Source organism: Paenibacillus sp. J22R3, from assembly GCF_056269305.1.
Genome location: NZ_JBWDNS010000001.1, coordinates 1 through 23,670, shown reverse-complemented (window position 1 = coordinate 23,670; position 23,670 = coordinate 1). Strand labels below are relative to the sequence as shown.

Below are 23,670 nucleotides of genomic sequence, written 5' to 3'. Positions count from 1 at the left end.
GGCTATGAAGCCACAAACAACGAAAACAAAGACAATCGGCCTGCGCGGCAGGCCGGATTTCTTGCTTCTGGTACTTACGCTGCTGTTAGTCGGCTTTGGTCTTGTTATGGTGTTCAGTGCAAGCTCCAACACGGCTGTTATTTCGAAGACTTCGAATTTTGACGCTCTGTATTATACGAAGCGACAGCTGATGTGGGCCGTGTTAGGTACGATCTCGATGTTCGTAGTTATGAACATCCCCTATGCCGTATTCAAAAAAGGCTTCATCCTCTACTTCATCCCCGTTATGATTACGCTCATTCTGGTCCCTTTCATCGGCAAAGAATTAAACGGTGCTCAAAGCTGGCTCTATATTGGACCGATCGGCATTCAGCCTACCGAATTCGTCAAGCTGGGTCTCATCCTTTATTTAGGCTCACTGATTGCCAAGAAAGGCGAGAAGTTTAGAGATTTCAAAAAAGGGCTTTTCCCGGTTTTCACCATTATCGGAATCATATGCTTAATCATCATGATGCAGCCCGATTTAGGTGCTTGCATCGTTATCAGTGCATGCTCTATCATTATCATCGTTGCCGGCGGAGCGAACTTGAAGCAATTATTTCTCGCTGGCATTATTATTGGTTCTCTTGTCGCATCCTGGGCCAGTATCTCCATTATGAATGATCATGATGACTGGCAGTACCGAATCAATCGCTTCACGGCGTTTATGGACCCGTTGTCGGATGAACAGGACAGCACCTTTCACTTATCGCGCTCTCTGCAGGCGCTTGGGCACGGCGGCATTACCGGCGCAGGCTTCGGACACAGCGTACAGAAGCTCAAATATCTGCCTTATCCTTACAGCGACTTTATCTTCTCCATCATCGCCGAAGAATTCGGCTTTATCGGAAGTCTGCTCTTCTTGCTCTTCTATTTATTTTTCCTCTGGCGAGGGTTACTCGTTGCTGTTCGATGTCCGGATAGCTATGGTACCATCGTGGGGGTCGGCATCGTCGGTTTATTCGCCGTTCAGACACTCGTCAACATCGGCGGTGTGACAGGCGCAATTCCGATAACAGGTGTAACGCTGCCGTTTGTCAGTCATGGAGGCTCATCGCTCATTGTTTCGTTGCTTAGCATGGGTATACTGCTGAGTATCTCACGAGAGTACAATAAGCCTGACAAGCCACCGCTACAGCGCAGTCGATAAAACAAGAAAGGCATGCCCAGTGGGGCATGCCTTTCTTGTTCCTAGTCCTTATTTCAGCCTCGCAAGCTCCTCGACTTCTTCTTCCTTGAAGGCAACACCTTCAACCTTGATGTTCACTTCAACGACATGAAGTCCTGTCATGTTCGCAACCGTTTCGCGGACATTCTCCTGCAGTTGACGGCAAACCTCTTGAATCGGAATACCGTATTTCACGATAATTCTTAAATCGATCGCGGCTTCCAGCTGGCCGACTTCGACCGATACGCCTTTTTGTGCGTTCTTCCCGCTTAGGCGTTTCGCCAGCCCTTCGGAAATACCTCCCGACATAGCAGCAATGCCCGGAGTCTCAAGTGCAGCCAGTCCCGCGATGGTGGCGACCACGTCGTCTGATATACGTATGATGCCGGTTTGAAGTTCTTCTGTCATGCCACTCACTCCTCGTTCACCTTATGTTTCCATTGTAATGGAATGGCACATCCGAAGCAAGGCAATTACTTTGTTGATTGCATGTTTCTGAATCGTGTACGTAGTAATCAGAGTCGCAAAATAACCGCGATGAATATTCCTCCGGCTTTACGCGAGAATAACGAATAAACGCTTCCTGTAAAATTGTCAATCTTCTTAGAATATTGTCGATTACCAAGTTTACACATTCGCTGTTTTCAGCTATAGTGTTAACAGATTTCCAATATTACCAATTGACGAACGAGGTGCCTTGACTGTGAACCAGAAATTGTTTTTTACATTGCTTATCGGGTTGTTTGTACTCAGCGGAATTAGTCATTATGCCCATTTCGGCACGACCATTGAATTCATTATTTCAGCGGTCGCGATCTTGTTTGTAGCCGGCTTTCTGGGAAAAGCTACCGAGAGCGTCGCTCACTATGCCGGTCAGCGGCTTGGCGGATTTCTGAATGCTACCTTCGGAAATGCGGCGGAATTGATTATTGCCATCTTCCTTGTTCGCGAAGGCCTATTCGATATGGTAAAAGCCAGCATCACCGGTTCCATTATCGGTAACCTTCTACTCGTACTAGGTGCCAGCGTTCTGCTCGGCGGCTTAAAGTACAAAGAACAGAAATTCAACGTGCAGCTTGCCAGCCACAACTCTTCCCTTATGATCTTGGCTGTCATCGCGCTTGCCATTCCTGCTATCTTTATCACTAATCAGCATTTCTCAGTGGAGAACACCAAATTCCTCAGCATAACGATCGCGATTATTCTTATTGTCGCTTATGTGCTTTGGCTCATTTTCTCCATGATCACGCATAAGGACATTCTTGAGGATGTCGAAGAAACGACACCTGATCACGGCGAAGAAGCCGCTTGGTCCAAAAACATGTCCGTCCTCTTCCTCATCCTAGCGACCGTTATGACGGCTTTCGTCAGCGAATGGCTCGTCAGCACCTTACATACGTTTACAGCTGATTTCGGCTTCTCTGAAGTGTTTGTGGGTGCCTTCCTGATAGCGATCGTAGGTAACGCAGCAGAACATAGTGCAGCCGTCATGCTCGCAATGAAGAACAAAATCGGCGCCGCAGTAGAAATTGCAGTCGGCAGCAGTTTGCAGATCGCCTTGTTTGTTGCCCCGGTTCTGATCCTGGTCAGTACGCTGTTTGGACCTACGATGGATATCGTGTTCACGCCAATCGAGCTTACAGCGATTGCCGTGTCCGTCTTTATTGCCAAGTCCATCTCGAAGGACGGGCAGACGAATTGGTATGAAGGCGCATTGCTCTTGATCGTTTACATCATACTGGGTATTTCCTTCTACCTCGTCTAGCTTACACAAAAGACGCTCCGTCAGTTGACGGAGCGTCTTTTGTGTTGCCATAAAAAAAAAGCAGCTGCGATAAATCGCGGCTACCCGTTTAACGCTTCATACAGCTGCGCTAAATTTCTTTCTAATTTGTTAATGATTTCTTTGCCGACAGATTCACCGACAAGTCCTGCACGAATCGCAAAATCGATTTCTCTGGAAAAGCCGTATATTTGAGTGTCCAATACTTCTTCATAAAGCGGACATTTTCTCGTCGCCAAATTTTCCATTTGCACTTCGATCAACTTTTCGATTTTAGTGGCATCCTCGTGAAGGAGATTGAGCGCTTTTTGATGCAGATGAATAAGAACATCGGATGAAGACATCGTACTCCTCCTTAATGCGTGATACTAATCCATTTATCTATTCTTTATATTAGTCGAAAACAACGGAATGTACAAGGTCAAAACAAGAAGCGCCTCACCGATATCTCGGCGAGGCGCTTCTTATGATGATGATGAACTGCTATTCAACTACATTTACTTTAAGATTATGTTTCTCGAATACTGCTGCCAGTGCCGCTTTCGCTTCATCAGCGTCAGCACCGTGGACGTGGAGATCATAGGAATGTCCGCCGACCAATGTCGTGAATAGACCGAGGATGCTCTTAACGTCAATGTATTTATTCTCAGCTTGGAGTACAATGGACGATTGGAATTTGTTAGCCGTTTGGGAAATATCTACGATTGCCGCGTTATTGGACATGGGAATCCCTCCATAATTTAGTTACTTTCGGTAGCTTCATTCATCATAACCCGATTCTTGTATTCCTTCAAGGTAATTTTACTTTAAGTTCTCCGGATTCAGGCCTTCGAGTTCAGGAATGACAAAAAGTCCATCCTTGCGGATCAAACGATCATCGAAATACACTTCCCCGCCTCCGTACTCCGGTCTTTGAATAAGGACAAGATCCCAGTGAACAGCGGAACGGTTGCCGTTATCGGTTTCCTCGTAAGCTTGCCCCGGTGTAAAGTGCAGGCTGCCTGCGATTTTCTCATCGAACAATATATCTTTCATCGGATGCAGGATGTACGGGTTAAAGCCAAGGCTGAATTCGCCGATGTAACGGGCACCTTCATCCATATCCAGAATCTCATTCAGCTTCTCGGTGTTATTGCTTGTCGCCTCGACGATTTTGCCATCTTTGAACGTAAATTTAATGTTCTCGAACGTAGTACCGGAATAAACCGATGGCGAGTTGTACGTGATCGTACCTTGAACGGATTCACGAATCGGACAGCTGAACACTTCACCATCCGGAATGTTCTTCTGACCGGAACATTTCTCTGCACCGATTCCTTTAATCGAGAACGTCAGATCCGTTCCGGGGGAGACGATCCGAACGCGGTCGGTTTTCTTCATCAGCTCTTCGAGCGGGTCCATCGCCTTATCCATTTTCGCATAATCAAGATTACACACATTAAAATAGAAGTCCTCGAACGCTTCGGTGCTCATGTTAGCCAATTGTGCCATGGAATCGTTTGGATAACGCAGAACAACCCACTTTGTATGCTTCACACGCTGCTCGGAGTGAATCGGATGACGGTAATATTTTTCATACAGATTCATTTTGTCGCTAGGCACATCGGCTAGGGAGTTAATGTTCTCACCTGCACGAATCGCTATGTAACCATCCATCGCCTCCATCCGCTTCAAGTCGAACGAGGCCCACAGTTTAATTTGCTCTTCCGTTGCATTCATCAGCATGGAACGCAGTACGGAACGGTCACTGGTCTCAACGAAGGGACGTCCGCCTTTCTTGGCCACTTCTTCGATGATGCATTTCGCAAGCTCTCGCTCCGATCCAATCATATCGATAAGGACGTTTTCTCCGGGTTGTACATCGATGGAGTATCCCACTAAATTTGCTGCAAGCTTCTGCATACGAGGATCACGCATTGTTTAATAACCTCCAATTAATAAATTCATTACCTATCCTACCATTTATTAAGCGCTGATGCACGAAGCTACAATTGGCCGCCTCCCAGTCGCGTAAAGACAATCTTTGTAACTCGTAACTCCTTCCGATCCTGTCCTTCCGCTTTGTACTGCAGCGTCGTTTTCTCCTCTATTTGAAGAGGCAGCAGTTTCTTCCGGTCGATGATCATTCGACAGCTGGATTGCACACGAAGTGTGGACAACATTGCTTCGAGCTGTGCTTTGGAACGGCTGAGCTCTTCATTCCACTCTCTCTCAAGCGAGCCTTTAGATTCTGATGCACGTTTGCTCTGCATCGTATTCTTGGATGCCGAAGCCGCAGGCACTTTCTTCTCAAGGACGCTAAATTCTTCTCGAAGTGTTTGTACCCATGTCTCCTTCGCTTTCGCCTCGTTAGAAGTAATGCGTAATACCGCGGTTCGATTTCCGGATTCTGAGGGCACTAATTCCGTAGACTGAGCATTGTTTTCCACCTGTCTGAGATACTCAAGGGGATGAATCGAGCTGCCAAGCGAATCCGGATTGTTTGCCTTCACCTTAACATTGTTATGATTCTCAACCGTCCCTTGAAACGTCATCGCCTTTAGCGGTGATATGCCGGTAAGACCGATACCCGTATCACCTGTAAAAGCATACCTGTCAACGCCTGACAAGCCTGATACGGATAAGGAAAGCAGCTCTCCCGGCGATTTATTGTCTGCTGCTGAATTGCAGCCGATTACCGTAAGCAAGATTAAACAACAGGACGACCATTTCAATATTTTCATTCGATTCGCCTCCAGCCCAGCCCGTTCTGCCTATCTCACTTAGCGTCTGTTGCATCGCGTGTCTTTATGTAACGAAACAACAAAAAAACGGCAGCCATTAAAGCTGCCGCCGTTTCACCTATAAAATGCTGCTATCCGATCATGATGCGATTACGCCCATTCTTCTTCGCCTCATACAATGCCATATCTGCCCGATTAAATAAAGATTCGACGCTGATTTTCTCTTCCTCGAACGTCCACTCCGATAATCCGCAGGATACGGTCACCTTCGGCTCTGTATGCTCTTCCACCATATTGCGGATCCGCTCTGCGATTCGGTAAGCTTGCATCGATCTAATTTGCGGCAAATATACGGCAAGCTCCTCACCGCCCCATCTCGCAGCGATATCGCTGTCACGAATACAGGAGCGAATCACATCACTCACGATAACGAGAATGCTATCTCCGATGAGATGGCCGTAAGTGTCGTTCACTTTCTTGAAATGATCGATATCCACCAAGACGAGTGACCCGCAAGGGTCTTTCCGCTGGCGATATTGAATCTGCTCGTTCAAATAATTTCGGGCGTACAGCCCGGTTAAGTTATCCGTAATGACCATCCGTCTCACTTCGGCATGCAAGGATGCATTCGAAATCGCCAGACCGATGTGGGTGGTCAGCACCTGCAGCAGTTTGTAGTTCTCGTAGGAGAAATAGTTCGCGTTCTTGTCCGAGACCATGATCACACCGAATAGCTCTGAACCGGACATGACCGGCGCGGCAATTAGCGATCTGGAGCCTGTTTCGTCCATTAGATTGGAATCAACCACTCGCGTGGCCAAGTAGTCAGAGATGATGAGCGGCTCTTTCGTGCTATGAATGATTCCGCAGAAACCGTAATCTGTGGAACACTTCTCTCCTACCACGTTAGGCAAATTACTCGCTGCAATTTGAAAACTTGGGTTTTCAGTTGTCAATTGAATCAAATGGCAGTAATCCGCTTTGAAAATATGGAGCAGCTCCGTCATCGCGAAATCGAATACTTCATTGAGACGAAGCGATTGATTAAGTCGTTTCGCTAACTCATTAATGAGCTGCAATTCGCTGATTAACAAATTGGATTGCTCGAAGAGCTTGGCATTCTCAAAAGCGGAGCCTGCCGTATCTGCAAGCATGACAAGTGCTCGAATCTCGGCATCTTCCCAATGCGCAGTTTCCATAACTAAGCTAAGAACTCCGTAAACGGCTTGTTTGCCGCTCATTGGAATCGCTACCTTCGTGTTGTTCTCCTCGGAGCTGACGATCGGCTGCCCGGAAAGAAACGATCTGGCATAAATATCTTCCGTACTATGCCTAAGCATAAGCGGTTTGACCCGCGGATCGTTATTCACATGGTCTTGCGATAAATACAAATTCACATCTGCGAGCGGATACAGCTCAGCCATATCCTGCAGCAACACCTGGAGTACCATCGAAACATCATTTTGATCATGCAGCCTCTTCGCCACATTAAACATCGTATCTTGATGCCTGGCTTCCTTCTCGCTTAGCTTCTGCCTGTTATGCAAATCTCGGACGACCCTAACATCGAAACGGTGATAGAACATCTGACGAATCAATAGCGCAGTCGTATGCAGCAGGGATTGAAGCTCCTCACAGTTGTCACGAATAATGAGCACTAATCTAGCAATACTTTGCGGTTCAATCGAACGATCAAGTAACGAAACCTCAATTCGATCCGAAATATTCTCTTCGGACACTTGCCCATGTTGTGCAATAACTTGTCCGGAAGCACTAAATAATGCAAGCTCACGCTGTAGCAAAGGCGATTTCATTGCCTGTGCTTCCTCCAACCAGTGTTGGAAGCTTTCCTTGAATAGGGAGATGATTGTTGAATCGCTGCTATCATGGATATCACCTGAAGGAAAGGATGACATTGGCTGCTGCGTATTCAAGCGAATGTCGGCCATATTGTTTGCATTCTTCACCCAATCGGAATTGATGGATTTCACCGCAGCATCACCTCATTCCATATTCGATTTCCATGTAGAAATTTGCCTCTACCATTCTACAACTATACTTGAAATATTATTGAAATGCACTACTTTTGGCACTAGATAAGTAGGTCCTGCGATACAGCAATTATTTATGTTGCGATTCATGAAATTCCCTGGCACTTTTCTAATCCGATTTGCTTGACATTCACCGCTCAACTTATATAATATTTATAGTTGAATACATGGGAACGGTTTTGTGTCACCCTCAAGAGACTGTCGCTAACAGGTCTGCGGCTGAACATACCTGTCAGGACTTCATTGTTTGTACAATGCAGCGTAGACAGCACTCGGCGAAACACCCATTTCAAACATCCCATTTGAAGAAGGAGTTTTACGACACATGTCAAGATATACAGGCCCTAAATTTAAACTAAGCCGTCGCCTCGGCATTTCCCTAAGCGGTACAGGTAAAGAATTGAAACGCGCATTCCCGCCAGGCCAACACGGTCCGGGTCAACGTAAGAAAATGAGCGGCTACGGTATTCAATTGCAAGAAAAACAAAAGCTTCGTCACATGTACGGTATGAACGAAAAACAATTCCGTAACCTGTTTGACAAAGCTTCGAAACAAAAAGGTATTGCCGGTGAAAACTTCATGGCGCTTCTTGAGAGCCGCCTGGACAACCTGGTTTACCGTCTTGGTTTCGCAAACTCCCGTGCAGGAGCTCGTCAGCTTGTATCCCACGGTCACGTAACTGTAAACGGTAAGAAAGTCGACATCGCTTCTTACACAGTTTCGCTTGGCGATGTTATCGGTCTTCGCGAGCGCAGCCGTACAATGAAATCGATCAAAGAAGCTTTGGCAGGACGTAACTTCCTACCGAACTACCTTGAGTTCAACGATGGCGCTTTTGAAGGTAAATTCCTTCGTCTTCCTGAGCGTGCTGAACTTCCACAAGAGATCGACGAGAAACAAATCGTCGAGTTCTACAGCCGTTAATAAATCGAGCGGTCCGAATATTCGGACCGCTCTTTTTTTATACCTATTCCGTTATTCGCTCGGTTTGGACAATTTTGCCGCTACTTCTTGGACAAGTGCTTCAGGCAGCGATGATACCGCTGCTACTCCCGCATCAGATGCAAGCTGTGATTTGTTTGTTAACCCTCTCACAAAGGCATTCAGATCGATGCCCGAGACACTCTTAAGCATTTCCGGCGCTGTTGCCATCAAGGAGGTAACATAGTTGCTTAATCGTGCCGCGCCTTCTCCATGTCCGGTATCCACGATCGTCAACTTGTCGATGGCACGAATCGGATCGGCCACTTTACCGGCCAGCTCAGGGAGCATCTTCACAATGATATCGAGAACGGCTGCTTCGCCGAAGAGCTCGAACGCTCTTGCCAGCTTCTCTTTCGCTTCCGCTTCTGCCAAACCGCGGAGCCGGATAACCTCGGCCTCAGCAGTACCTTTGGCACGCTCTGCATCTGCAATTGCCATACCATCAAGTCGCTTCTGCTCCGCATTCGCACGTGCTTCAGCTTCAATCTTGTATTGCGCCGCATCTGCTTCACGCATCCGCTTCGATTTGTCCGCTTCAGCCGCCTGTTCTACTGCGTAGCGGTCAGCATCTGCCTTCTTCTTCACTTCCGCATCGTACTGTTTCTCACGACGCAATATTTCTTTGCCTTCGATATCAATCTCACGTTCTTTACGAACGATTTCAACCTGCATTTGTTCCTCAACCACTTGCTGTTTCGCTTTCGCTTCTTGAATCGCGTAAGCTTGGTCGGCTTCGGCTTTAGCGGAATCCTGCTCTTTCTTGAATGAAGCTACTTTAAGTTCCTTCGCTTTGGACGCTTCCGCGATATTCGTATCTCGAAGCAGCTCAGCCTTCTGCCCTTCTTCTTCCGCTTTCGCCTTCTGAATTCGCGAATCCCGAACGGCTTCTGCTTCCGCAATGTCAGCATCTCGCTTCACGGCTGCGATACGCGGCTTACCTAACGCGTCCAGATAACCATGCTTGTCGCGAACATCCTTAATGGTGAACGACACGATTTGCAGACCCATTTTCTTCAAATCAAGCGCTGCAATCCCTTGTACCTCTTGTGCGAATTTATCGCGGTTCCGATACACTTCTTCCACGGTCATCGAGCCGAGTATGGCACGAAGATGACCTTCCAATACTTCTTGCGCTTCGCCTTTCAGCGATTCCGTCGGCTTGCCGAGGAACTGCTCTGCTGCTGTTGCAACATCTTCTACTGTACCGCCAATCTTAATAATGGCAACGCCATCGCAGATGACCGGAACACCTTGCTCGGTATATACTTCAGGCGTCGATACATCCAGCTTATGAGAGAGCAGCGAGAGGAAATCTGCTTTTTGGAATACGGGAAGAATGAATGCCCCGCCGCCGCGTACGATTTTGATTCGGCGTCCGGTCTCGTCAATGGCCGCATTACGACCCCCAAGGAAAGTACCGGTAACAATCATCGCTTTATCCGGCCCAACCGTTTTGTAACGCGCCCAAAATGCGAGACCGAGTAAGATAAGAACACCAACAACGACTGCAGGAATGACTAAGTAATCTGGAATCAAGCAAAAATCCCCTCTCGGTTGTTAATTCTACAGCTCTAATAGTGAAACAATTAACGAATGTCCTTCAACGTTAATCACAACGACGCGTGAACCATTCGGGATCAAGACGCCATCATGACTCGAGGCAATATGACTGGTAAGGCCGGCGCCTACTCGAATCAATACTTCCCCATACCCTTTCGCCGGAATCGGAACGGAAACTTCGCCAATCGTACCAGCAAGCTCCTTCATCGAATACCCGGTCGAATTCTCAGTCTTCTGCATTGGACGCACATAGAAGTAATACACCCCTATAGCAGACGCAACCGCACAGAGAATCGATAACAGCAGCACGATTGCCGTGCCCAGCTCAGTATGTCTATCCAGCAGCAGGCCGGCGCCGCCGAGTACAGTAATACCGCCGACGATCGCCATCGGCTGCAAGATCGGATACCCATCCAATGACAGAAAATCAAGCATCCCGTCGAGAGAAGCGCTAAGCCAATCTCCAAGAACGACACTTACAATCGCGAAAAGAATGCCGCCAACTAGGCAGCCCATGAATAAACTCTCCAAAGCACTCCCCCCTTCATTTATAAATTAAACCATATTCTAGTAGAACATTCGGTATTTATTACGCAGTATCTTTCCATAAGTTTCGATGGACAACGACAGTACGGACAAGCTTTGTCGAAATATAGAAAAGGCTCACCAGCAAATCGCTTCGCCAGGTGAGCCTTTATGATCTGCTATTGCAGCACGATTTTAACAATTTTCCGTTTGCCGACTTGCACGATGTCACCGTTCTCCGGTGTTATGGCAGCTGACCAGTCTTCAAGCTTAACTTCGTTGATACGCACAGCGCCTTGCTGTACGCTTCTCTTAGCTTCACTGGAGGATGTCTGCAGCCCAAGAGTCGTAAGCAGCTTGAGGATGCTGATGGAGCCTTCTTCAAGGACATGACTTGAAAGCGGCACTTCTTCAATATCAGTAGGGAGAGCACGTTTCTGGAATACGGTGATAAAATGCTGCTCCGCTGCCTCCGCCGCCTCTTCGCCATGGTACATTCGGACAAGCGTGCGACCAAGCTTCATCTTCGCATCTCTTGGATGTACACTGCCCTTCTCGAGACCAACTCGCAGCGCTTCCAGTTCTTCATCTGCCATATCTGTTGCAAGCTCACAGTATTTGACCATAAGCTCATCCGGAATCGACATCGATTTCCCGTATATTTGATTCGGCTCCTCATCAATCCCGATGTAATTGCCAAGGCTCTTACTCATTTTGTTCACGCCGTCCAAGCCTTCCAGAAGCGGTGTGAGAATAGCAGCCTGTGCGCTCTTGCCATATTCCCTCTGAAGGGTGCGACCCATGAGCAGATTGAACTTCTGATCCGTCCCCCCCAGCTCAACATCGCTTTCCAGCGCAACGGAGTCATAACCTTGCATCAGTGGGTAGAAAAACTCATGGATACTGATCGGCTGACCGGATTGGTAGCGTTTCGTAAAATCATCGCGCTCGAGCATACGCGCAACCGTTACTTTCGCCGACAAAGTCACAACATCTGCAAATTGCAGCGGACTCAGCCACTCCGAGTTGTAGTAAACGGTAGTTTGCGCCGGATCAAGCAGCTTGAAAATTTGCTTCTTATACGTCTCCGCATTGCGCTTAACGTCTTCTTCGGTCAATTGCTTACGTGTCTCTGATTTCCCGGTTGGATCCCCGATTCTTCCGGTGAAATCACCGATAATGAGCTGCACCGTATGTCCAAGCTGCTGAAACTGTCTTAGCTTGTGAAGCACAACCGTGTGTCCGATGTGAATATCCGGTGCAGAAGGATCAAGCCCAAGTTTTACTTTCAGCGGCGTGCCCGTCGCAACAGCGCCAACTACTTTCGCTTTCAATTCATCCTCCGGTACGATTTCAACGACACCGCGGCGAATGACGTTCATTTGTCTTTCTACTTCCTGCTGCTGTTCAGCCGTAAGTTGTTCCCATTTCACCATTACGATCGACTCCCTCCGCGAAATAACAAAAAATCCTTCTGTCCTCAAGGGACGAGAAGGATTTGCTCGCGGTACCACCCTCGTTAGAGTCGCCGGCGCCGGATGTCAGTTGGACTGACGCGGACGCCAATCTGGCGGCTCTCACTTCATTTCATAACGGATTCTATCCGGAAACAGACTACTGGCAGGGCTACTCTAATATTACTCAAGTAGACCTCGTTCGTCCGATCAGCTCGAGGCGGTAATTCAAACTGCAGCGCGTACCGGTTCACACCACCCACCGGCTCTCTGAAATCGTCGATCAGCAGCTCTACTGATGCCTGTCAACACGTTTCAATATGAACTTTTCTTGTTTTAGGTTATATCATACACGTTTAGTAAAAGTCAACGAGAATCCTTATTGTCCATAAGTTTAGACAAAAACGCGTTCTCCACTGCAAACCGTATGGCGATTTATGCTATAATAGCACTGTTAATCGGAGGAGGCTAATCATTTTATGAATCAAGACCGTCAACAGAAAACAAAAGGATACAGCAAATGGCGGACTTTTGGAATCGTGACGCTCGTAACCTTCAAATGGCTATTCATTTTCGGATTATTGATCGGATTGTTTGCCGGAGCTACCGTCGCTGGTTACGTTGCATCCTTCGTCAAGGATGAACCCGTACGCCCTCGCACTGATATTGAAACCAAAATGAACGAAAACGCCGTAACCGGTTTTGTCTACTTCAATGATGGACAAACACCTGTCGGTCAATTGCGTACACAAGAGGACCGCCGGCTCATTAAGAGAGCTGATATCCCTGCACAAGTCGTCAATGCCGTCCTTGCAACGGAGGACAACAATTTCTACTCACATATCGGCGTCGATTTCAATGGCCTTGCACGCGCCGTGAAGCAAAAAGTACTTAACGAAGAAACACAAACAGGCGGCAGTACGCTCACACAACAGCTCGCCAGACGTGTGTTTCTCACCTTGGACAAGACAGACAGTCGTAAAGTAAAGGAAATCTTCCTCTCCATGCGGCTCGAGCGGTTTATGACCAAGGATGAAATTCTGACTGCTTATCTCAACAAGGTTCAGTTTGGTACAGGTAACAGCGGCTATAATCTATATGGTATTAAAGCAGCAGCTAAAGGGATCTTCAATATTACGGATCTGAATCAACTGAACATCGCACAATCTGCCTATTTGGCTGGATTGCCGCAGCGACCGTCGGCCTATACGGCCTTCACCAGCAAAGGCAAATTCAACGAATCCGGCTTCGCCCTTTCGATCGACCGTCAGCATATGGTGCTTAAGCGGATGCTTGAAACAACTCGAATCAGCGCGGAACAATACGATGAAGCAATGGCTTTTGATATTAAAGCCTCGCTAGCCAAGCCTACGGAGAAAGCGTACTCCACTTTCCCCTACTTGATGCTTGAGGCAGAACGTCAGGGTGCAGAAATTTTGCTCATGCAGGAGAACCCTAACCTGACAATTGCGGATGTCCGCAAGAAAGAAAATGCGCCGCTGATTGAAGAAGCGCGGGAGCGCCTGCTGCGCGGTGGATATCACATCTACACGACAATCGACAAGCGCGTATATAATGCCATACATAAAGTAGGCACTAACCCAGAGAATTTCGACCCGGACAGCGAAGAGAAAGGCATGGAGCAAACGGCAGCCGTCATGCTCGATCATAAGACCGGCGCCATCCTGGGCATGCTGGAAGGCCGCGACTTCTACACCGAGCAGATGAACCATGCCACTCAGATGACAAGGCAGCCCGGTTCTACGATGAAGCCGATTGCCGCTTACTTGCCTGCTATCGAGAAAGGCTTAATTCAACCTGCCAGCGTGCTGGATGATGCGCCAATGGTGCTTAAGGATGGACAGAAAGGCTTCCACATCCCGATGAACTTCAATAAGAAGTTTTATGGTCTTGTTACTGCACGTGAAGCGTTAAACCGCTCCTTGAACCTTCCGGCTCTTAAGCTGTTTAACCAAGTGGTGACCATTCCGGAAGCTTGGAAATTCGCCAGAAAGCTCGGCATTACTTCCCTTAAACCGGAAGATGAATATGCGCAAACCGGTGTAATCGGAGGTCTCAGCATTGGTGTTTCTGTTGAGGAGCTCACGAATGCATACGGTGCAATCGCGAATGACGGCGTCTTTAACGATGCTTACATGATTAGCAAAATTACCGATGCCAATGGCGATATCGTCTATAAGCATGAAGCGAAGCCGCTTCGGGTTTTCTCGCAGCAAACAGCGTTCCTCATGACGGATATGCTAAAAACAGTCATTTCAGATCCGAACGGCTCCGGCCATGCTGTGGCATCGAAGTTCAAAAATTACGGCAAAATCCCGGTAGTCGGTAAAACAGGCTCCACGCAAAGCTATGGCGATGTTTGGTTCGAGGGCTACACCCCGGATATCACCCTTGGCGTGTGGGTCGGTTATGAGAAACAAGCTTACTCTTTATCGAAAGACGGCAGAAATCACGCGAAGAACATCTGGGCGCTTATTATGAATGAAGTGACGGATGAACGGCCTGAGTTATTCCCTACCAAGCAGTTCAGCATGCCTTCGGGTATTGTGAAATCAACGGTATCAAGCGTTAGCGGTAAGCTCCCTACAGAGCTTACACGGAGCAATGGTAAGCTGGTAACCGATTGGTTCAACAGCAAATTCCTGCCGAAGGACGCCGATGACGCGCTCGTCAAAATGGCCGTTATCTCGTTCAACGGGGTCAACTACATCCCGCAGCCTTCAACACCTGCAGATATGATTAAGGAACTCACGGTCGTCAAACGCGAGAAACCACTGGATGTACTCATGCAGGAAATTGAAGCTGCACAAGCTAAGCTTCCTGAAGAAAGCCGCAGACCGATGGATATGTACTTGCCGCCGGATGCCGGGCAGGATGCCCCATCCATCGTCGATCCGCGCGTGGAAGACGGTAAGGCCCCTTCTGCTCCATCTAATGTGCGTCTCGAAACCGTGAGCAAGACGAATGCATACCGTATCGTATTTGCTCCGGCACCTGAGAAAGATATTGTCGGTTACCGGTTATACCGCGCTATTAATGACGGGCCTTTCACTAACACAGGCAGCCCGGTTATGACAGGCCAGGAAAGTCGTTTCGTCAATTACGTCAGCGGCTCGGCAACATTCAGCTATTACGTGACTTCCGTTGATATCGCGGGAAGAGAATCTTCCCCAAGCATCATTGTAGCGTCCGGCAGCGGCAGTAATCCGCTTCCACCTACTCCGGATTTCCCGGATCAAGGTGACGTTCAAGGTACAGGTGATGATACCGGCGGCATACTGCTTCCTGATCCGGGGACTTCGACCGGCGAGAGCGGCCTAGCCGCTCCGACCGTCCCGATGAATGTGAAGCTTGAAAGCACCGATATCGGAATTAAGCTGACCTGGTCAGATAATGCCACTTCCGAGCAAGTGATGCAGTACAATGTCTATTACAGCACGACCGAGAATGGCAGATATCGCAAAATCGGCTCAACGGAAGAGGCCAGATTCGAGTACGTTTCTCCAATGACCACAGGTTACTTCCAAGTCAGTGCGGTTAATGAGACTGGCGAATCCAACACCTCCACACCGGTCGGAATCAAATAATGAAAGAAGCCGCCAAGCGCATCATTCGATGCACTTGGCGGCTTTTGTTTATGGAACGCCTTAGTCTTCAATTGTTGACAGGTCGCCTGTCGGGAGATTGAGCTCCCATGCCTTCAGTACGCGGCGCATAATCTTGCCGCTGCGTGTCTTCGGCAGTTTATCTTTGAATTCGATTTCGCGAGGCGCTGCATGAGCGGACAAGCCTTCTTTGACAAACTTAGCGATATCCGCCTTCAGTTCATCAGAGGCGGTGTAGCCTTCACGAAGAGCAACGAACGCTTTAATGATTTCGCCGCGCATCGGGTCCGGCTTACCAATGACGCCAGCTTCGGCAACAGCCGGATGCTCAACGAGCTTACTCTCCACTTCGAATGGCCCTACTCGCTCACCTGCTGTATTGATTACATCATCGATACGACCTTGGAACCAGAAGTAACCGTCTTCGTCTTGATAAGCGGAGTCACCGGAAATGTACCAGCCCTGCAGACGGAAATACTCTTCGTATTTCGCGGGGTTATTCCAAACCTTGCGCATCATCGACGGCCAAGGTGTGCGAATAGCCAGGTTACCCATCCGGTAAGGCGGAAGCTCGTTTCCGCTGTCATCGATAATCGCCGCTTGAACGCCAGGAATCGGTTTACCCATGGAGCCTGGTTTAATATCCATGCTCGGATAGTTACAAATCAGCTGCGCACCGGTTTCCGTCATCCACCACGTATCATGAATCCGCTGGTTGTAGACTTTGAGGCCCCAACGAACAACCTCTGGATTAAGCGGCTCACCGACACTGAGGACATGACGCAGGCTGGAGAGGTCGAATTTCTGAACGACATCGTCCCCTGCGCCCATGAGCATGCGGAATGCCGTTGGAGCGCTGTACCATACGGTAACGCCGTATTTCTGGATTGTGGAATACCAGTCCTGCGGGCTGAAACGTCCACCGCGAATGACATTGGCAGCACCGTTAAGCCAAGGTGCGAATATTCCGTAAGAGGTTCCTGTAACCCAGCCCGGATCGGCTGTGCACCAATACACATCGTCCGGTTGCAAATCCAGTACAACTTTTCCTGTGAAGTAGTGCTGAATCATCGCATTATGAACATGGAAAATACCTTTAGGTTTGCCTGTGGAGCCCGATGTATAGTGAAGCAGAAGGCCGTCTTCACGATCAAGCCATTCCATCTCAGCTTCATCTGCTGCCTTCGCCATCTCTTCTTTAAAATTAACAATGCCTTCTGCTGCTTCGACGCCGTCACCGTAAACGATGACATGCTTCAAATCCGGCAATTCGCTGCGCGGAATTCGCGAGAGCAATGCAGGTGTCGTCACGATTGCGGTTGCACCGCTGTCAAGCAAACGGTCTCTGACGGCTGTTTCCATAAACGCTTCGAATAATGGGCCGACAACCGCACCGACTTTAAGGGAGCCAAGAAGACTGAAATATAACTCAGGCGTACGCGGCATGAAAATAAATACCCGCTCGCCTTTCCCGATTCCGAGTCCGCGAAGCACATTGGCAAAACGGTTCGATTGGCTGGACAGCTCTTGGAACGTATACGATTCGTCTCTAGTGTTATCGCTATAGTAGAGAGCGACTTTGTCGCCTCGTCCCGCTGCTACATGACGATCGATCGCTTCATAGGCCATATTGACCTTGCCCGTTTCAGACCATGAAAACTGTTGTTCAAGCTGTTCAAAACTAAAGTTACCATATGTTTCATCATAGCTTGTCATGTTGGAGCCGGATGCCGTAGCCGGAATCCGTTCTTGATGCATATTAGTCATTCTTTCATCATCCTCCTGCCCATTGTGCAACATTTTCTAGCGAGGTCGGCCTCCGTAACGGCTCCCTCCAAGGAATACGCTTACATATTATATCACGCTGAGCCTAGTTCAACCATGCTTTTCAACCCGTCATTTTTTTGTTATAAGTAGAATAGCACGCGAAAGGAGCCCACATCATTGGAACATCGCAAAAGGATGCAAGCGCAGCAATTGCCTTATCAGGATCGAGAAATCGTCCTGGAAGGACCCTTGCCCGCAGATGCGCTGAAACGGCTTAAGCTTCATCCGCAATTGGATGCATTTCGCAGACCGGAAGAACAAATGAAAGCACTCATTGAAATAGCTGAACTGCCGGAAGGACGGATTATAGCCGCTCGCGATGGCGAAATTATTGTCGGATATGTCACCTTTCACTATCCGGATGAGTTGGAGCGGTGGTCCGAAGGCGGGATGATCGATCTCATCGAGCTTGGGGCGGTGGAAGTTTCCGACGATTATCGTTCGCTTGGACTTGGCAAACGAATGATTCGGCTCGCATTCTCGCAAGAACAGCTAGAGAACGTAATCGTATATACGACAGAATATTATTGGCACTGGGATCTGGAAGGCACGAAGCTGAGTGTCTGGGAATACCGTGCCATGATGGAGAAGCTGATGAAATCCGTCGAAATGGAGTGGGTAGCGACCGATGACCCTGAAATATGCGCCCATCCTGCGAATTGTTTAATGGTCAGAATCGGCAAGGAAGTACCCATCAGCTCAATCGAGCAATTCGACCGTGTCCGGTTCAGGCAGCGGTTTATGTATTAGTGATGCTGCAGCAAGCGGCGGAAAGGAAGATCGGACGCATCATGACGGATAAATCCGTGTACATACATCATCCCGAGGCAGGACGGTATAAATTCAATAAAGACCACCCGTTCGACCCGATTCGCTTAACGCTAACGCATGAATTACTAGAATCTGTCAACGCGATTCAAGCCTCACATTGCATCGATTCTGAGACAGCATCAGACGAGCTTCTGGCGCTTGTTCATCGCTCGGACTATATTGACGCCGTACGTGAGCTAAGCCGCGTTACACCGGCTCCTGAAGCCGTCAAACAAGCCTCTCAGTATGGATTGGACTCGGAGGACACGCCTTTCTTTCCAAGTATGCATGAAGCTGCTGCCGCAATCGTAGGCGGCTCTGTCCTTGCTGCTGACCTTGTGATGCGAGGAGAAGCCGATCACGCCTATCATATGGCGGGCGGGCTTCATCATGCTTTTCCTGAGCGGGGATCAGGCTTCTGCGTCTATAACGATGCAGCGATCGCAATCGCTCATATCCGCAAGCAGTATGGCGCACGCGTCTTATATATCGATACGGACGTCCATCATGGCGACGGCGTGCAATGGACTTTCTATGCCGATCCCGATGTGTGCACCTATTCCATCCATGAGACCGGGAAGTTTCTCTTCCCCGGCACCGGCTTCGTCCACGAACGAGGCATCGATGCAGGCTACGGAACGAGCGTTAACGTTCCTGTTGATCCTTATACAGAAGACGAGTCTTGGCTTGCTTGCTTTAGTGAAACCGTTGCCAAAGTCGCCGAGGTGTTCAAACCGGATGTCATCGTCAGCCAACATGGCTGCGATGCTCATGCCTACGACCCCCTCTCCCATATTCACTGCAGTATGCGCATCTATCAAGCCATGCCCGCCATTATCCATCAATTAGCGCATACCTATGCGGCCGGTCGATGGATTGCAATCGGAGGCGGCGGCTATGACCTCTGGCGCGTCGTTCCACGGGCGTGGGCGCTTGTTTGGCTGGAGATGTCCGATCACCCGCTGGCCGCCCTCCTGCGAGATTCTGACGCGAATGAGCCTCTTCCTGCAGAGTGGCTAAACAAATGGACTCCGCATAGCAGCGATCCATTGCCCACGCATTGGCTGGACCACTTAAAAGATTGGCAGCCTATGCCACGCAGACAAGAAATCGAAGCACGCAATAAAGCGACCATAGCGATTGCGTTATCGCAGTTATAACCAAAAAGGCAGTCCCATGTGACATCCCCGTGCGTACGCGGGACATCATGCGGAACTGCCTTTCTATAGGGAACGATTTACATGTGCTGAATCATTTCGTCAATAATGCGGTGCGAATTAACCGAAGCTTGTACCGTAAATTCTGCAAAATTCACATGCGCAGAACCATCTGCTTTGTCGGACATGGAACGGATGACAACAAACGGGATGTTATTCATCACGCACACCTGTGCAAGAGAAGCACCTTCCATCTCCGTACAGGCGCCGCCAAGTTCTTCGTGCAGCTTCTGCACTTCAGCACGATCGGCAATAAATTGATCGCCGGAAAGCACTTTGCCTTTCACGCTGCGTCCTGGGAATAGTGACTCGCAAGCATCATTCGCAAGTTCTACGAGGTCAGCTGCAGCTTGAAACTCCCATACATCTTGAAACGGAATTTGACCGCGAGCAAATCCGAGCGGTGTAACATCCATATCATGCTGAAGGCATGATGTCGAAACGACAATGTCGCCCACATTCAGACTAGGCTCAACAGCACCTGCAACTCCTGTGAATAAGACGCAATCAACACCTGCATCGATAAGCAGTTGTGTACATACAGCGGCATTCACTTTACCTACGCCGGATTTGCAGAACACGACTTTACGGCCGTGCAGCGTACCCTCTACATATTCAATCCCTGCTTTCACAAACGAGTTTGTCTTCTCGACATGTTTATGCAGCAGATCAATCTCTTCTACCATGGCACCCATGATGCCGATTCTGTTATACGAAGCTGTCATTATTTACTCCCTACCGACTGACGGTTCACAATTTCGTGCGGAAGCACAACTCTAGGGTTCTCAACGGCTTCCTTCTTCATTAGCTTCGTCAGCAAGCGCATCGAAACGGCACCGATGTCATACATCGGTTGAGCGACAGCAGTAAGCTGCGGTCTAACCATGGACGCCATACGGCTGTTGTCCACGCTGATGACCGAGATTTGATCCGGCACTTTAAGTCCGGCATCTTGGATGCAGTGAATCGCACCGATTGCCATTTCGTCCGTAGCGGAGAATACTGCAGTCGGAATGGTTTCGAGCTCCAAGAAATATTTCATCGCATCTACACCGGATTCGTAGCGATAGTTGCCGATTCGTACAAGTGTTTCATCGTAAGGCAAACCTGCTGTCTCCAGCGCACGTTTGTAGCCTTGGAAACGGGCATAACCGTTCGATGGATCCTGCAGCGTACCGCAAATCATCGCAATGCGGGTATGGCCGCTCTTAATGAGCGTTTGAACCGCATCAAACGCAGCTCCCTCGTGATCGATATCAACCGAAGGGATCGTACCGTTCTCGTCCGTCGTTGCACAAAGCACGATCGGTACGTTAGCAGTCTTGAACGCCTGCAAATGCTCGTCCGTTACAGCGCCGCCCATGAACAGCAAACCATCCACCTGCTTCTCAAGCAAGGTGTTGATGACGCGAATCTCTTTATCTTTCTTCTTATCGGCATTACACAAAATAATATTGTAGTGATACATATTAGCAATATCCTCGATGCCCCGCGCTACTTCAGCAAAGATTGCATTCGAGATATCCGGAATAACTACGCCTACGGTCGTTGTTTTCTTGCTTGCCAGGCCGCGCGCTACAGCATTTGGACGATAGCCAAGACGTTCGATGGCTTCAAATACTTTCTTCCGTGTCTGAGGCTTGACGTTTGGATTGTTATTGACAACCCGCGACACTGTCGCCATGGAAACGCCTGCTTCTCTTGCTACATCATAAATGGTTACCGTCACAGTCCTTCTCTCCATTAGTTCAAATTTTTATCTCGCGCCGCATTACTTTACCGTAATGATACGACAAAATATTACTTTTCGCAATGAGTACCGAGATGCTCGTCTAATGTTGAGTAGGTAATGCGCCAGTGAGATGCATGCCAGGACACCTTGCCGTTGATCACTAATATAAGCTGTGGTGACTCGTGTTTGAGGCTAAGTTTCTCTGAAATGAGGGTTGAAAGCGGACGATTGTCCGGCACTAAAACCATGACAGGCCGGAGTGAAAGCGTTATCGCATCTTCCAACCAGTTAGCTACTTCGTCATAAGCACCGCTGCTGATCGAGCAGCTTGTACTATGTTTAAAGACCAGCAAAGGCTGTTGGAAAGAACCGTTGTACGCTTCTTCCCACTGCGCTTCGGTTGTCATCGGAGGGGGCAGTTTCATTCCCTCACTCCCTTCAGGTTCGGCTTCCGTACTGCAGCATGCTACGGCTCAATTGAGCCAGCCGCTTATGTATTTCAGCAGTCCAAGCTTCGTCGCCCGCGGCTTGCGCCACAGCAAACAAATCCAGAAGCATATCGATCCTCTCTTCCGTCATGCGCCGCATGATAGCGAGATCGGTCAGCTTACGCTCGTGATAAGCCTCTACTAACAAATTTGCCCATTCATTCCATTCGTTAAACAGAAACGTCTGTTTTACGGGATGAGCGCCTAGTTTGCCGATTAAACCGGTCAAATCCGGTTTCACTTCCGGAAACACTTCGCTGCGATTGCATGACTTGCAGGAGTAGATGGGAACATTATCGATTTCAACCTTATTCGAATAAATAACGGTACGCAGCTTCATTGGCATGTCGTCGCCGCAAGAACAGCGCTTTTGCAAAGTGGTCCACTCCTTCTCTTAAACAGCAGCAACACCTTAAAGAGTTCAATAGGTGCTGCTCGACGTTAAAGATATTCGACCATTCGCGAAAAAAGTCCTGCTTCTATGCGAGTTGTAATTTTTGCATCATTCGGATAACGCAACCAGTCTGCGCCATCGTTTATTCACAAATGGAAGCGCTACGATAACGACGGCAAGCGCAGCGCCGATCGCGTCATGTTGGATGTCCGCGATATCAGGCGTTCTTCCGGACACAAACGATTGATGATATTCATCCGTAACGCCATAAAGTACACATAGGAGCACGATCAACACTTTGAAACTCCACCGTTCTGCTCTTCGGGCAAATCCATAACTAACTGTTAACGCAAGCACAAAATAAGCGATAAAATGCCCCCAATCGAAACTGGTCATCTGCGGAAACAGCTCCTGGAACCAAGGGAGAAACGTATTCAACTCATCGTTCGTGCGTGAGGAGAGCATAAAAATGGTTGCCATAATAATTACCGCCGGGAGGAAGCGAAGCCATCCCTTCGTCGTTTGCTTCATACTATCACCTTCGTTACAATGGATAAGAGCTTGATGAATCTAGTAATCGTAAACCACTACGTAACTGCCAAAGGAGGAAACCAGATGTCCTTACAAGGAAAAACAATTATTTGCCTGCTCGACGACGAGTTCGAGGATTTGGAGCTATGGTACCCCGTTTACCGTGTCCGCGAGGAAGGTGCAACCGTCCTGTTCGCAGGTCCTGAGAAAGGCCGCACTCATATTGGAAAATACGGCGTTCCGGCCACGGCTGATCTGTCCTTCGACGAAGTCGACGGCAGCAAGATCGATGGCCTGCTAGTGCCCGGAGGCTGGGCGCCGGATAAACTCCGCCGCTACCCGAAGGTGCTGCAGCTGGTGAAAGAAATGGATACGGCGCAGAAACCGATCGGTCAGATCTGCCACGCAGGCTGGGTGCTGATCTCCGCGAAGATCCTGCAAGGCCGCAAAGTAACATCCACGCCAGGCATTCGCGATGATATGGAGAATGCAGGCGCAACATGGATTGATGAGCCGGTAGTTGTAGACGGCCACATCGTATCGTCACGTCGTCCGCCGGATCTGCCGCCATACGCGAAAGCATTCGTAGACGCGCTTCGCGGCAACTAAGTCATATGCGGCAGAAGAACGGACGCTTTAAGCATTTCCAAATCAATTAAGGCGCAGAAGAAGGGCGGCCACCCCACGGTTTGCGCCCCTGGCTAAGTTTAATCGTTAAAATTGGTAGGTTAGGGGGATAGGTAGCGCGAAACAGCCA

The 23,670-nt window shown here is 48.8% G+C and carries 22 protein-coding genes and 1 other annotated feature; of the genes, 7 read left to right on the top strand and 15 right to left on the bottom strand.

The annotated features are described in order from the left end of the window. The first annotated feature begins 4 nt into the window (after positions 1–4). Positions 5–1,189 (top strand): putative lipid II flippase FtsW, encoded by a 1,185-nt coding sequence (ftsW, locus tag AC0YN4_RS00110; protein WP_475780459.1) that lies wholly within the window; start codon positions 5–7, stop codon positions 1,187–1,189. Between the two features lie 48 nt (positions 1,190–1,237). Here the strand turns inward: ftsW and AC0YN4_RS00105 are convergent, their stop codons facing one another. After that, entirely contained in the window at positions 1,238–1,615 is a 378-nt protein-coding gene (locus AC0YN4_RS00105; protein ID WP_090978210.1) for an Asp23/Gls24 family envelope stress response protein, read from the bottom strand. Positions 1,616–1,910: 295 nt separating this feature from the next. Here AC0YN4_RS00105 and cax point away from each other — a divergent pair, with 295 nt between their 5' ends. Beyond that, the gene (gene cax / locus AC0YN4_RS00100) at positions 1,911–2,972 is read left to right on the top strand and encodes a calcium/proton exchanger (protein ID WP_475780458.1); all 1,062 of its coding nucleotides are present in this window, start codon (positions 1,911–1,913) and stop codon (positions 2,970–2,972) included. Between the two features lie 80 nt (positions 2,973–3,052). Here the strand turns inward: cax and AC0YN4_RS00095 are convergent, their stop codons facing one another. From AC0YN4_RS00095 to AC0YN4_RS00075, 5 genes are all read right to left on the bottom strand, one after another. Beyond that, positions 3,053–3,334, bottom strand: coding sequence for an Fpa/YlaN family protein (locus tag AC0YN4_RS00095; RefSeq protein WP_475780457.1), 282 nt, complete (start codon positions 3,332–3,334; stop codon positions 3,053–3,055). A gap of 139 nt (positions 3,335–3,473) precedes the next feature. Then, entirely contained in the window at positions 3,474–3,713 is a 240-nt protein-coding gene (locus tag AC0YN4_RS00090) for an HPr family phosphocarrier protein (protein ID WP_475780456.1), read from the bottom strand. Between the two features lie 78 nt (positions 3,714–3,791). Next, complete coding sequence (locus AC0YN4_RS00085; protein ID WP_475834812.1) at positions 3,792–4,907, bottom strand: aminopeptidase; 1,116 nt, start codon at positions 4,905–4,907, stop codon at positions 3,792–3,794. A 68-nt stretch (positions 4,908–4,975) separates the two neighbouring features. Further along, positions 4,976–5,713 (bottom strand): hypothetical protein, encoded by a 738-nt coding sequence (locus AC0YN4_RS00080; protein ID WP_475834811.1) that lies wholly within the window; start codon positions 5,711–5,713, stop codon positions 4,976–4,978. Between the two features lie 131 nt (positions 5,714–5,844). Next, positions 5,845–7,704, bottom strand: coding sequence for a sensor domain-containing diguanylate cyclase (locus AC0YN4_RS00075; RefSeq protein ID WP_475834810.1), 1,860 nt, complete (start codon positions 7,702–7,704; stop codon positions 5,845–5,847). A gap of 385 nt (positions 7,705–8,089) precedes the next feature. Here AC0YN4_RS00075 and rpsD point away from each other — a divergent pair, with 385 nt between their 5' ends. Then, the gene (rpsD, locus tag AC0YN4_RS00070) at positions 8,090–8,689 is read left to right on the top strand and encodes a 30S ribosomal protein S4 (protein WP_475780452.1); all 600 of its coding nucleotides are present in this window, start codon (positions 8,090–8,092) and stop codon (positions 8,687–8,689) included. Between the two features lie 51 nt (positions 8,690–8,740). On the opposite strand, the gene AC0YN4_RS00065 is transcribed toward rpsD, so the two are convergent. The 3 genes from AC0YN4_RS00065 to tyrS form a co-directional block, all read right to left on the bottom strand. Then, entirely contained in the window at positions 8,741–10,282 is a 1,542-nt protein-coding gene (locus tag AC0YN4_RS00065) for a flotillin family protein (protein WP_475835550.1), read from the bottom strand. Between the two features lie 30 nt (positions 10,283–10,312). Continuing rightward, complete coding sequence (locus AC0YN4_RS00060; protein WP_475780451.1) at positions 10,313–10,840, bottom strand: NfeD family protein; 528 nt, start codon at positions 10,838–10,840, stop codon at positions 10,313–10,315. A 173-nt stretch (positions 10,841–11,013) separates the two neighbouring features. Then, a complete protein-coding gene (gene tyrS / locus AC0YN4_RS00055) occupies positions 11,014–12,267 on the bottom strand; it encodes a tyrosine--tRNA ligase (RefSeq protein WP_475835549.1) in 1,254 nt (417 codons plus the stop codon). 47 nt (positions 12,268–12,314) lie between these two features. Further along, positions 12,315–12,606, bottom strand: a binding site (T-box leader). Positions 12,607–12,767: 161 nt separating this feature from the next. Here tyrS and AC0YN4_RS00050 point away from each other — a divergent pair. Beyond that, entirely contained in the window at positions 12,768–15,896 is a 3,129-nt protein-coding gene (locus tag AC0YN4_RS00050) for a transglycosylase domain-containing protein (RefSeq protein WP_475834809.1), read from the top strand. Between the two features lie 60 nt (positions 15,897–15,956). Here AC0YN4_RS00050 and acsA read toward each other — a convergent pair whose 3' ends face one another. Continuing rightward, a complete protein-coding gene (acsA, locus tag AC0YN4_RS00045) occupies positions 15,957–17,681 on the bottom strand; it encodes an acetate--CoA ligase (protein ID WP_475834808.1) in 1,725 nt (574 codons plus the stop codon). Between the two features lie 177 nt (positions 17,682–17,858). Here acsA and AC0YN4_RS00040 point away from each other — a divergent pair, with 177 nt between their 5' ends. Both AC0YN4_RS00040 and AC0YN4_RS00035 read left to right on the top strand, forming a co-directional pair. Then, entirely contained in the window at positions 17,859–18,491 is a 633-nt protein-coding gene (locus AC0YN4_RS00040) for a GNAT family N-acetyltransferase (RefSeq protein ID WP_475780448.1), read from the top strand. 2 nt (positions 18,492–18,493) lie between these two features. Then, positions 18,494–19,711 (top strand): acetoin utilization protein AcuC, encoded by a 1,218-nt coding sequence (locus AC0YN4_RS00035; protein WP_475834807.1) that lies wholly within the window; start codon positions 18,494–18,496, stop codon positions 19,709–19,711. Between the two features lie 77 nt (positions 19,712–19,788). Here AC0YN4_RS00035 and AC0YN4_RS00030 read toward each other — a convergent pair whose 3' ends face one another. The 5 genes from AC0YN4_RS00030 to AC0YN4_RS00010 all read right to left on the bottom strand — a co-directional run bounded on the left by AC0YN4_RS00030 (position 19,789) and on the right by AC0YN4_RS00010 (position 22,862). Continuing rightward, positions 19,789–20,493, bottom strand: coding sequence for a 5'-methylthioadenosine/adenosylhomocysteine nucleosidase (locus AC0YN4_RS00030; protein WP_475780446.1), 705 nt, complete (start codon positions 20,491–20,493; stop codon positions 19,789–19,791). After that, entirely contained in the window at positions 20,493–21,497 is a 1,005-nt protein-coding gene (ccpA, locus tag AC0YN4_RS00025) for a catabolite control protein A (protein WP_475780445.1), read from the bottom strand. The genes AC0YN4_RS00030 and ccpA overlap by 1 nt, the downstream gene beginning before the upstream one ends. Positions 21,498–21,568: 71 nt before the next feature. Then, positions 21,569–21,907: a bacillithiol system redox-active protein YtxJ gene (gene ytxJ, locus AC0YN4_RS00020; RefSeq protein WP_475834806.1), complete on the bottom strand. Its 339-nt coding sequence runs from the start codon at positions 21,905–21,907 to the stop codon at positions 21,569–21,571. Positions 21,908–21,938: 31 nt separating this feature from the next. Continuing rightward, the gene (locus tag AC0YN4_RS00015) at positions 21,939–22,364 is read right to left on the bottom strand and encodes a hypothetical protein (protein ID WP_090978177.1); all 426 of its coding nucleotides are present in this window, start codon (positions 22,362–22,364) and stop codon (positions 21,939–21,941) included. Between the two features lie 126 nt (positions 22,365–22,490). Beyond that, the gene (locus AC0YN4_RS00010; protein ID WP_475834805.1) at positions 22,491–22,862 is read right to left on the bottom strand and encodes a VanZ family protein; all 372 of its coding nucleotides are present in this window, start codon (positions 22,860–22,862) and stop codon (positions 22,491–22,493) included. A gap of 135 nt (positions 22,863–22,997) precedes the next feature. Here AC0YN4_RS00010 and AC0YN4_RS00005 point away from each other — a divergent pair, with 135 nt between their 5' ends. After that, on the top strand, positions 22,998–23,522 hold the full coding sequence (locus tag AC0YN4_RS00005) for a type 1 glutamine amidotransferase domain-containing protein (protein ID WP_091215368.1): 525 nt from the start codon (positions 22,998–23,000) through the stop codon (positions 23,520–23,522). Positions 23,523–23,670 lie beyond the last annotated feature (148 nt).

Bases quoted from the DNA above. Each gene is read 5' to 3' on its own strand.
- AC0YN4_RS00035 (WP_475834807.1), top strand. From the start codon at position 18,494: ATGCTGCAGCAAGCGGCGGAAAGGAAGATCGGACGCATCATGACGGAT.
- AC0YN4_RS00050 (WP_475834809.1), top strand. From the start codon at position 12,768: ATGAATCAAGACCGTCAACAGAAAACAAAAGGATACAGCAAATGGCGG.
- acsA (WP_475834808.1), bottom strand. From the start codon at position 17,681: ATGACTAATATGCATCAAGAACGGATTCCGGCTACGGCATCCGGCTCC.
- AC0YN4_RS00080 (WP_475834811.1), bottom strand. From the start codon at position 5,713: ATGAAAATATTGAAATGGTCGTCCTGTTGTTTAATCTTGCTTACGGTA.
- AC0YN4_RS00085 (WP_475834812.1), bottom strand. From the start codon at position 4,907: ATGCGTGATCCTCGTATGCAGAAGCTTGCAGCAAATTTAGTGGGATAC.
- AC0YN4_RS00095 (WP_475780457.1), bottom strand. From the start codon at position 3,334: ATGTCTTCATCCGATGTTCTTATTCATCTGCATCAAAAAGCGCTCAAT.
- ftsW (WP_475780459.1), top strand. From the start codon at position 5: ATGAAGCCACAAACAACGAAAACAAAGACAATCGGCCTGCGCGGCAGG.
- AC0YN4_RS00030 (WP_475780446.1), bottom strand. From the start codon at position 20,493: ATGACAGCTTCGTATAACAGAATCGGCATCATGGGTGCCATGGTAGAA.
- AC0YN4_RS00005 (WP_091215368.1), top strand. From the start codon at position 22,998: ATGTCCTTACAAGGAAAAACAATTATTTGCCTGCTCGACGACGAGTTC.
- ytxJ (WP_475834806.1), bottom strand. From the start codon at position 21,907: ATGACAACCGAAGCGCAGTGGGAAGAAGCGTACAACGGTTCTTTCCAA.
- AC0YN4_RS00090 (WP_475780456.1), bottom strand. From the start codon at position 3,713: ATGTCCAATAACGCGGCAATCGTAGATATTTCCCAAACGGCTAACAAA.
- rpsD (WP_475780452.1), top strand. From the start codon at position 8,090: ATGTCAAGATATACAGGCCCTAAATTTAAACTAAGCCGTCGCCTCGGC.
- AC0YN4_RS00105 (WP_090978210.1), bottom strand. From the start codon at position 1,615: ATGACAGAAGAACTTCAAACCGGCATCATACGTATATCAGACGACGTG.
- AC0YN4_RS00010 (WP_475834805.1), bottom strand. From the start codon at position 22,862: ATGGCAACCATTTTTATGCTCTCCTCACGCACGAACGATGAGTTGAAT.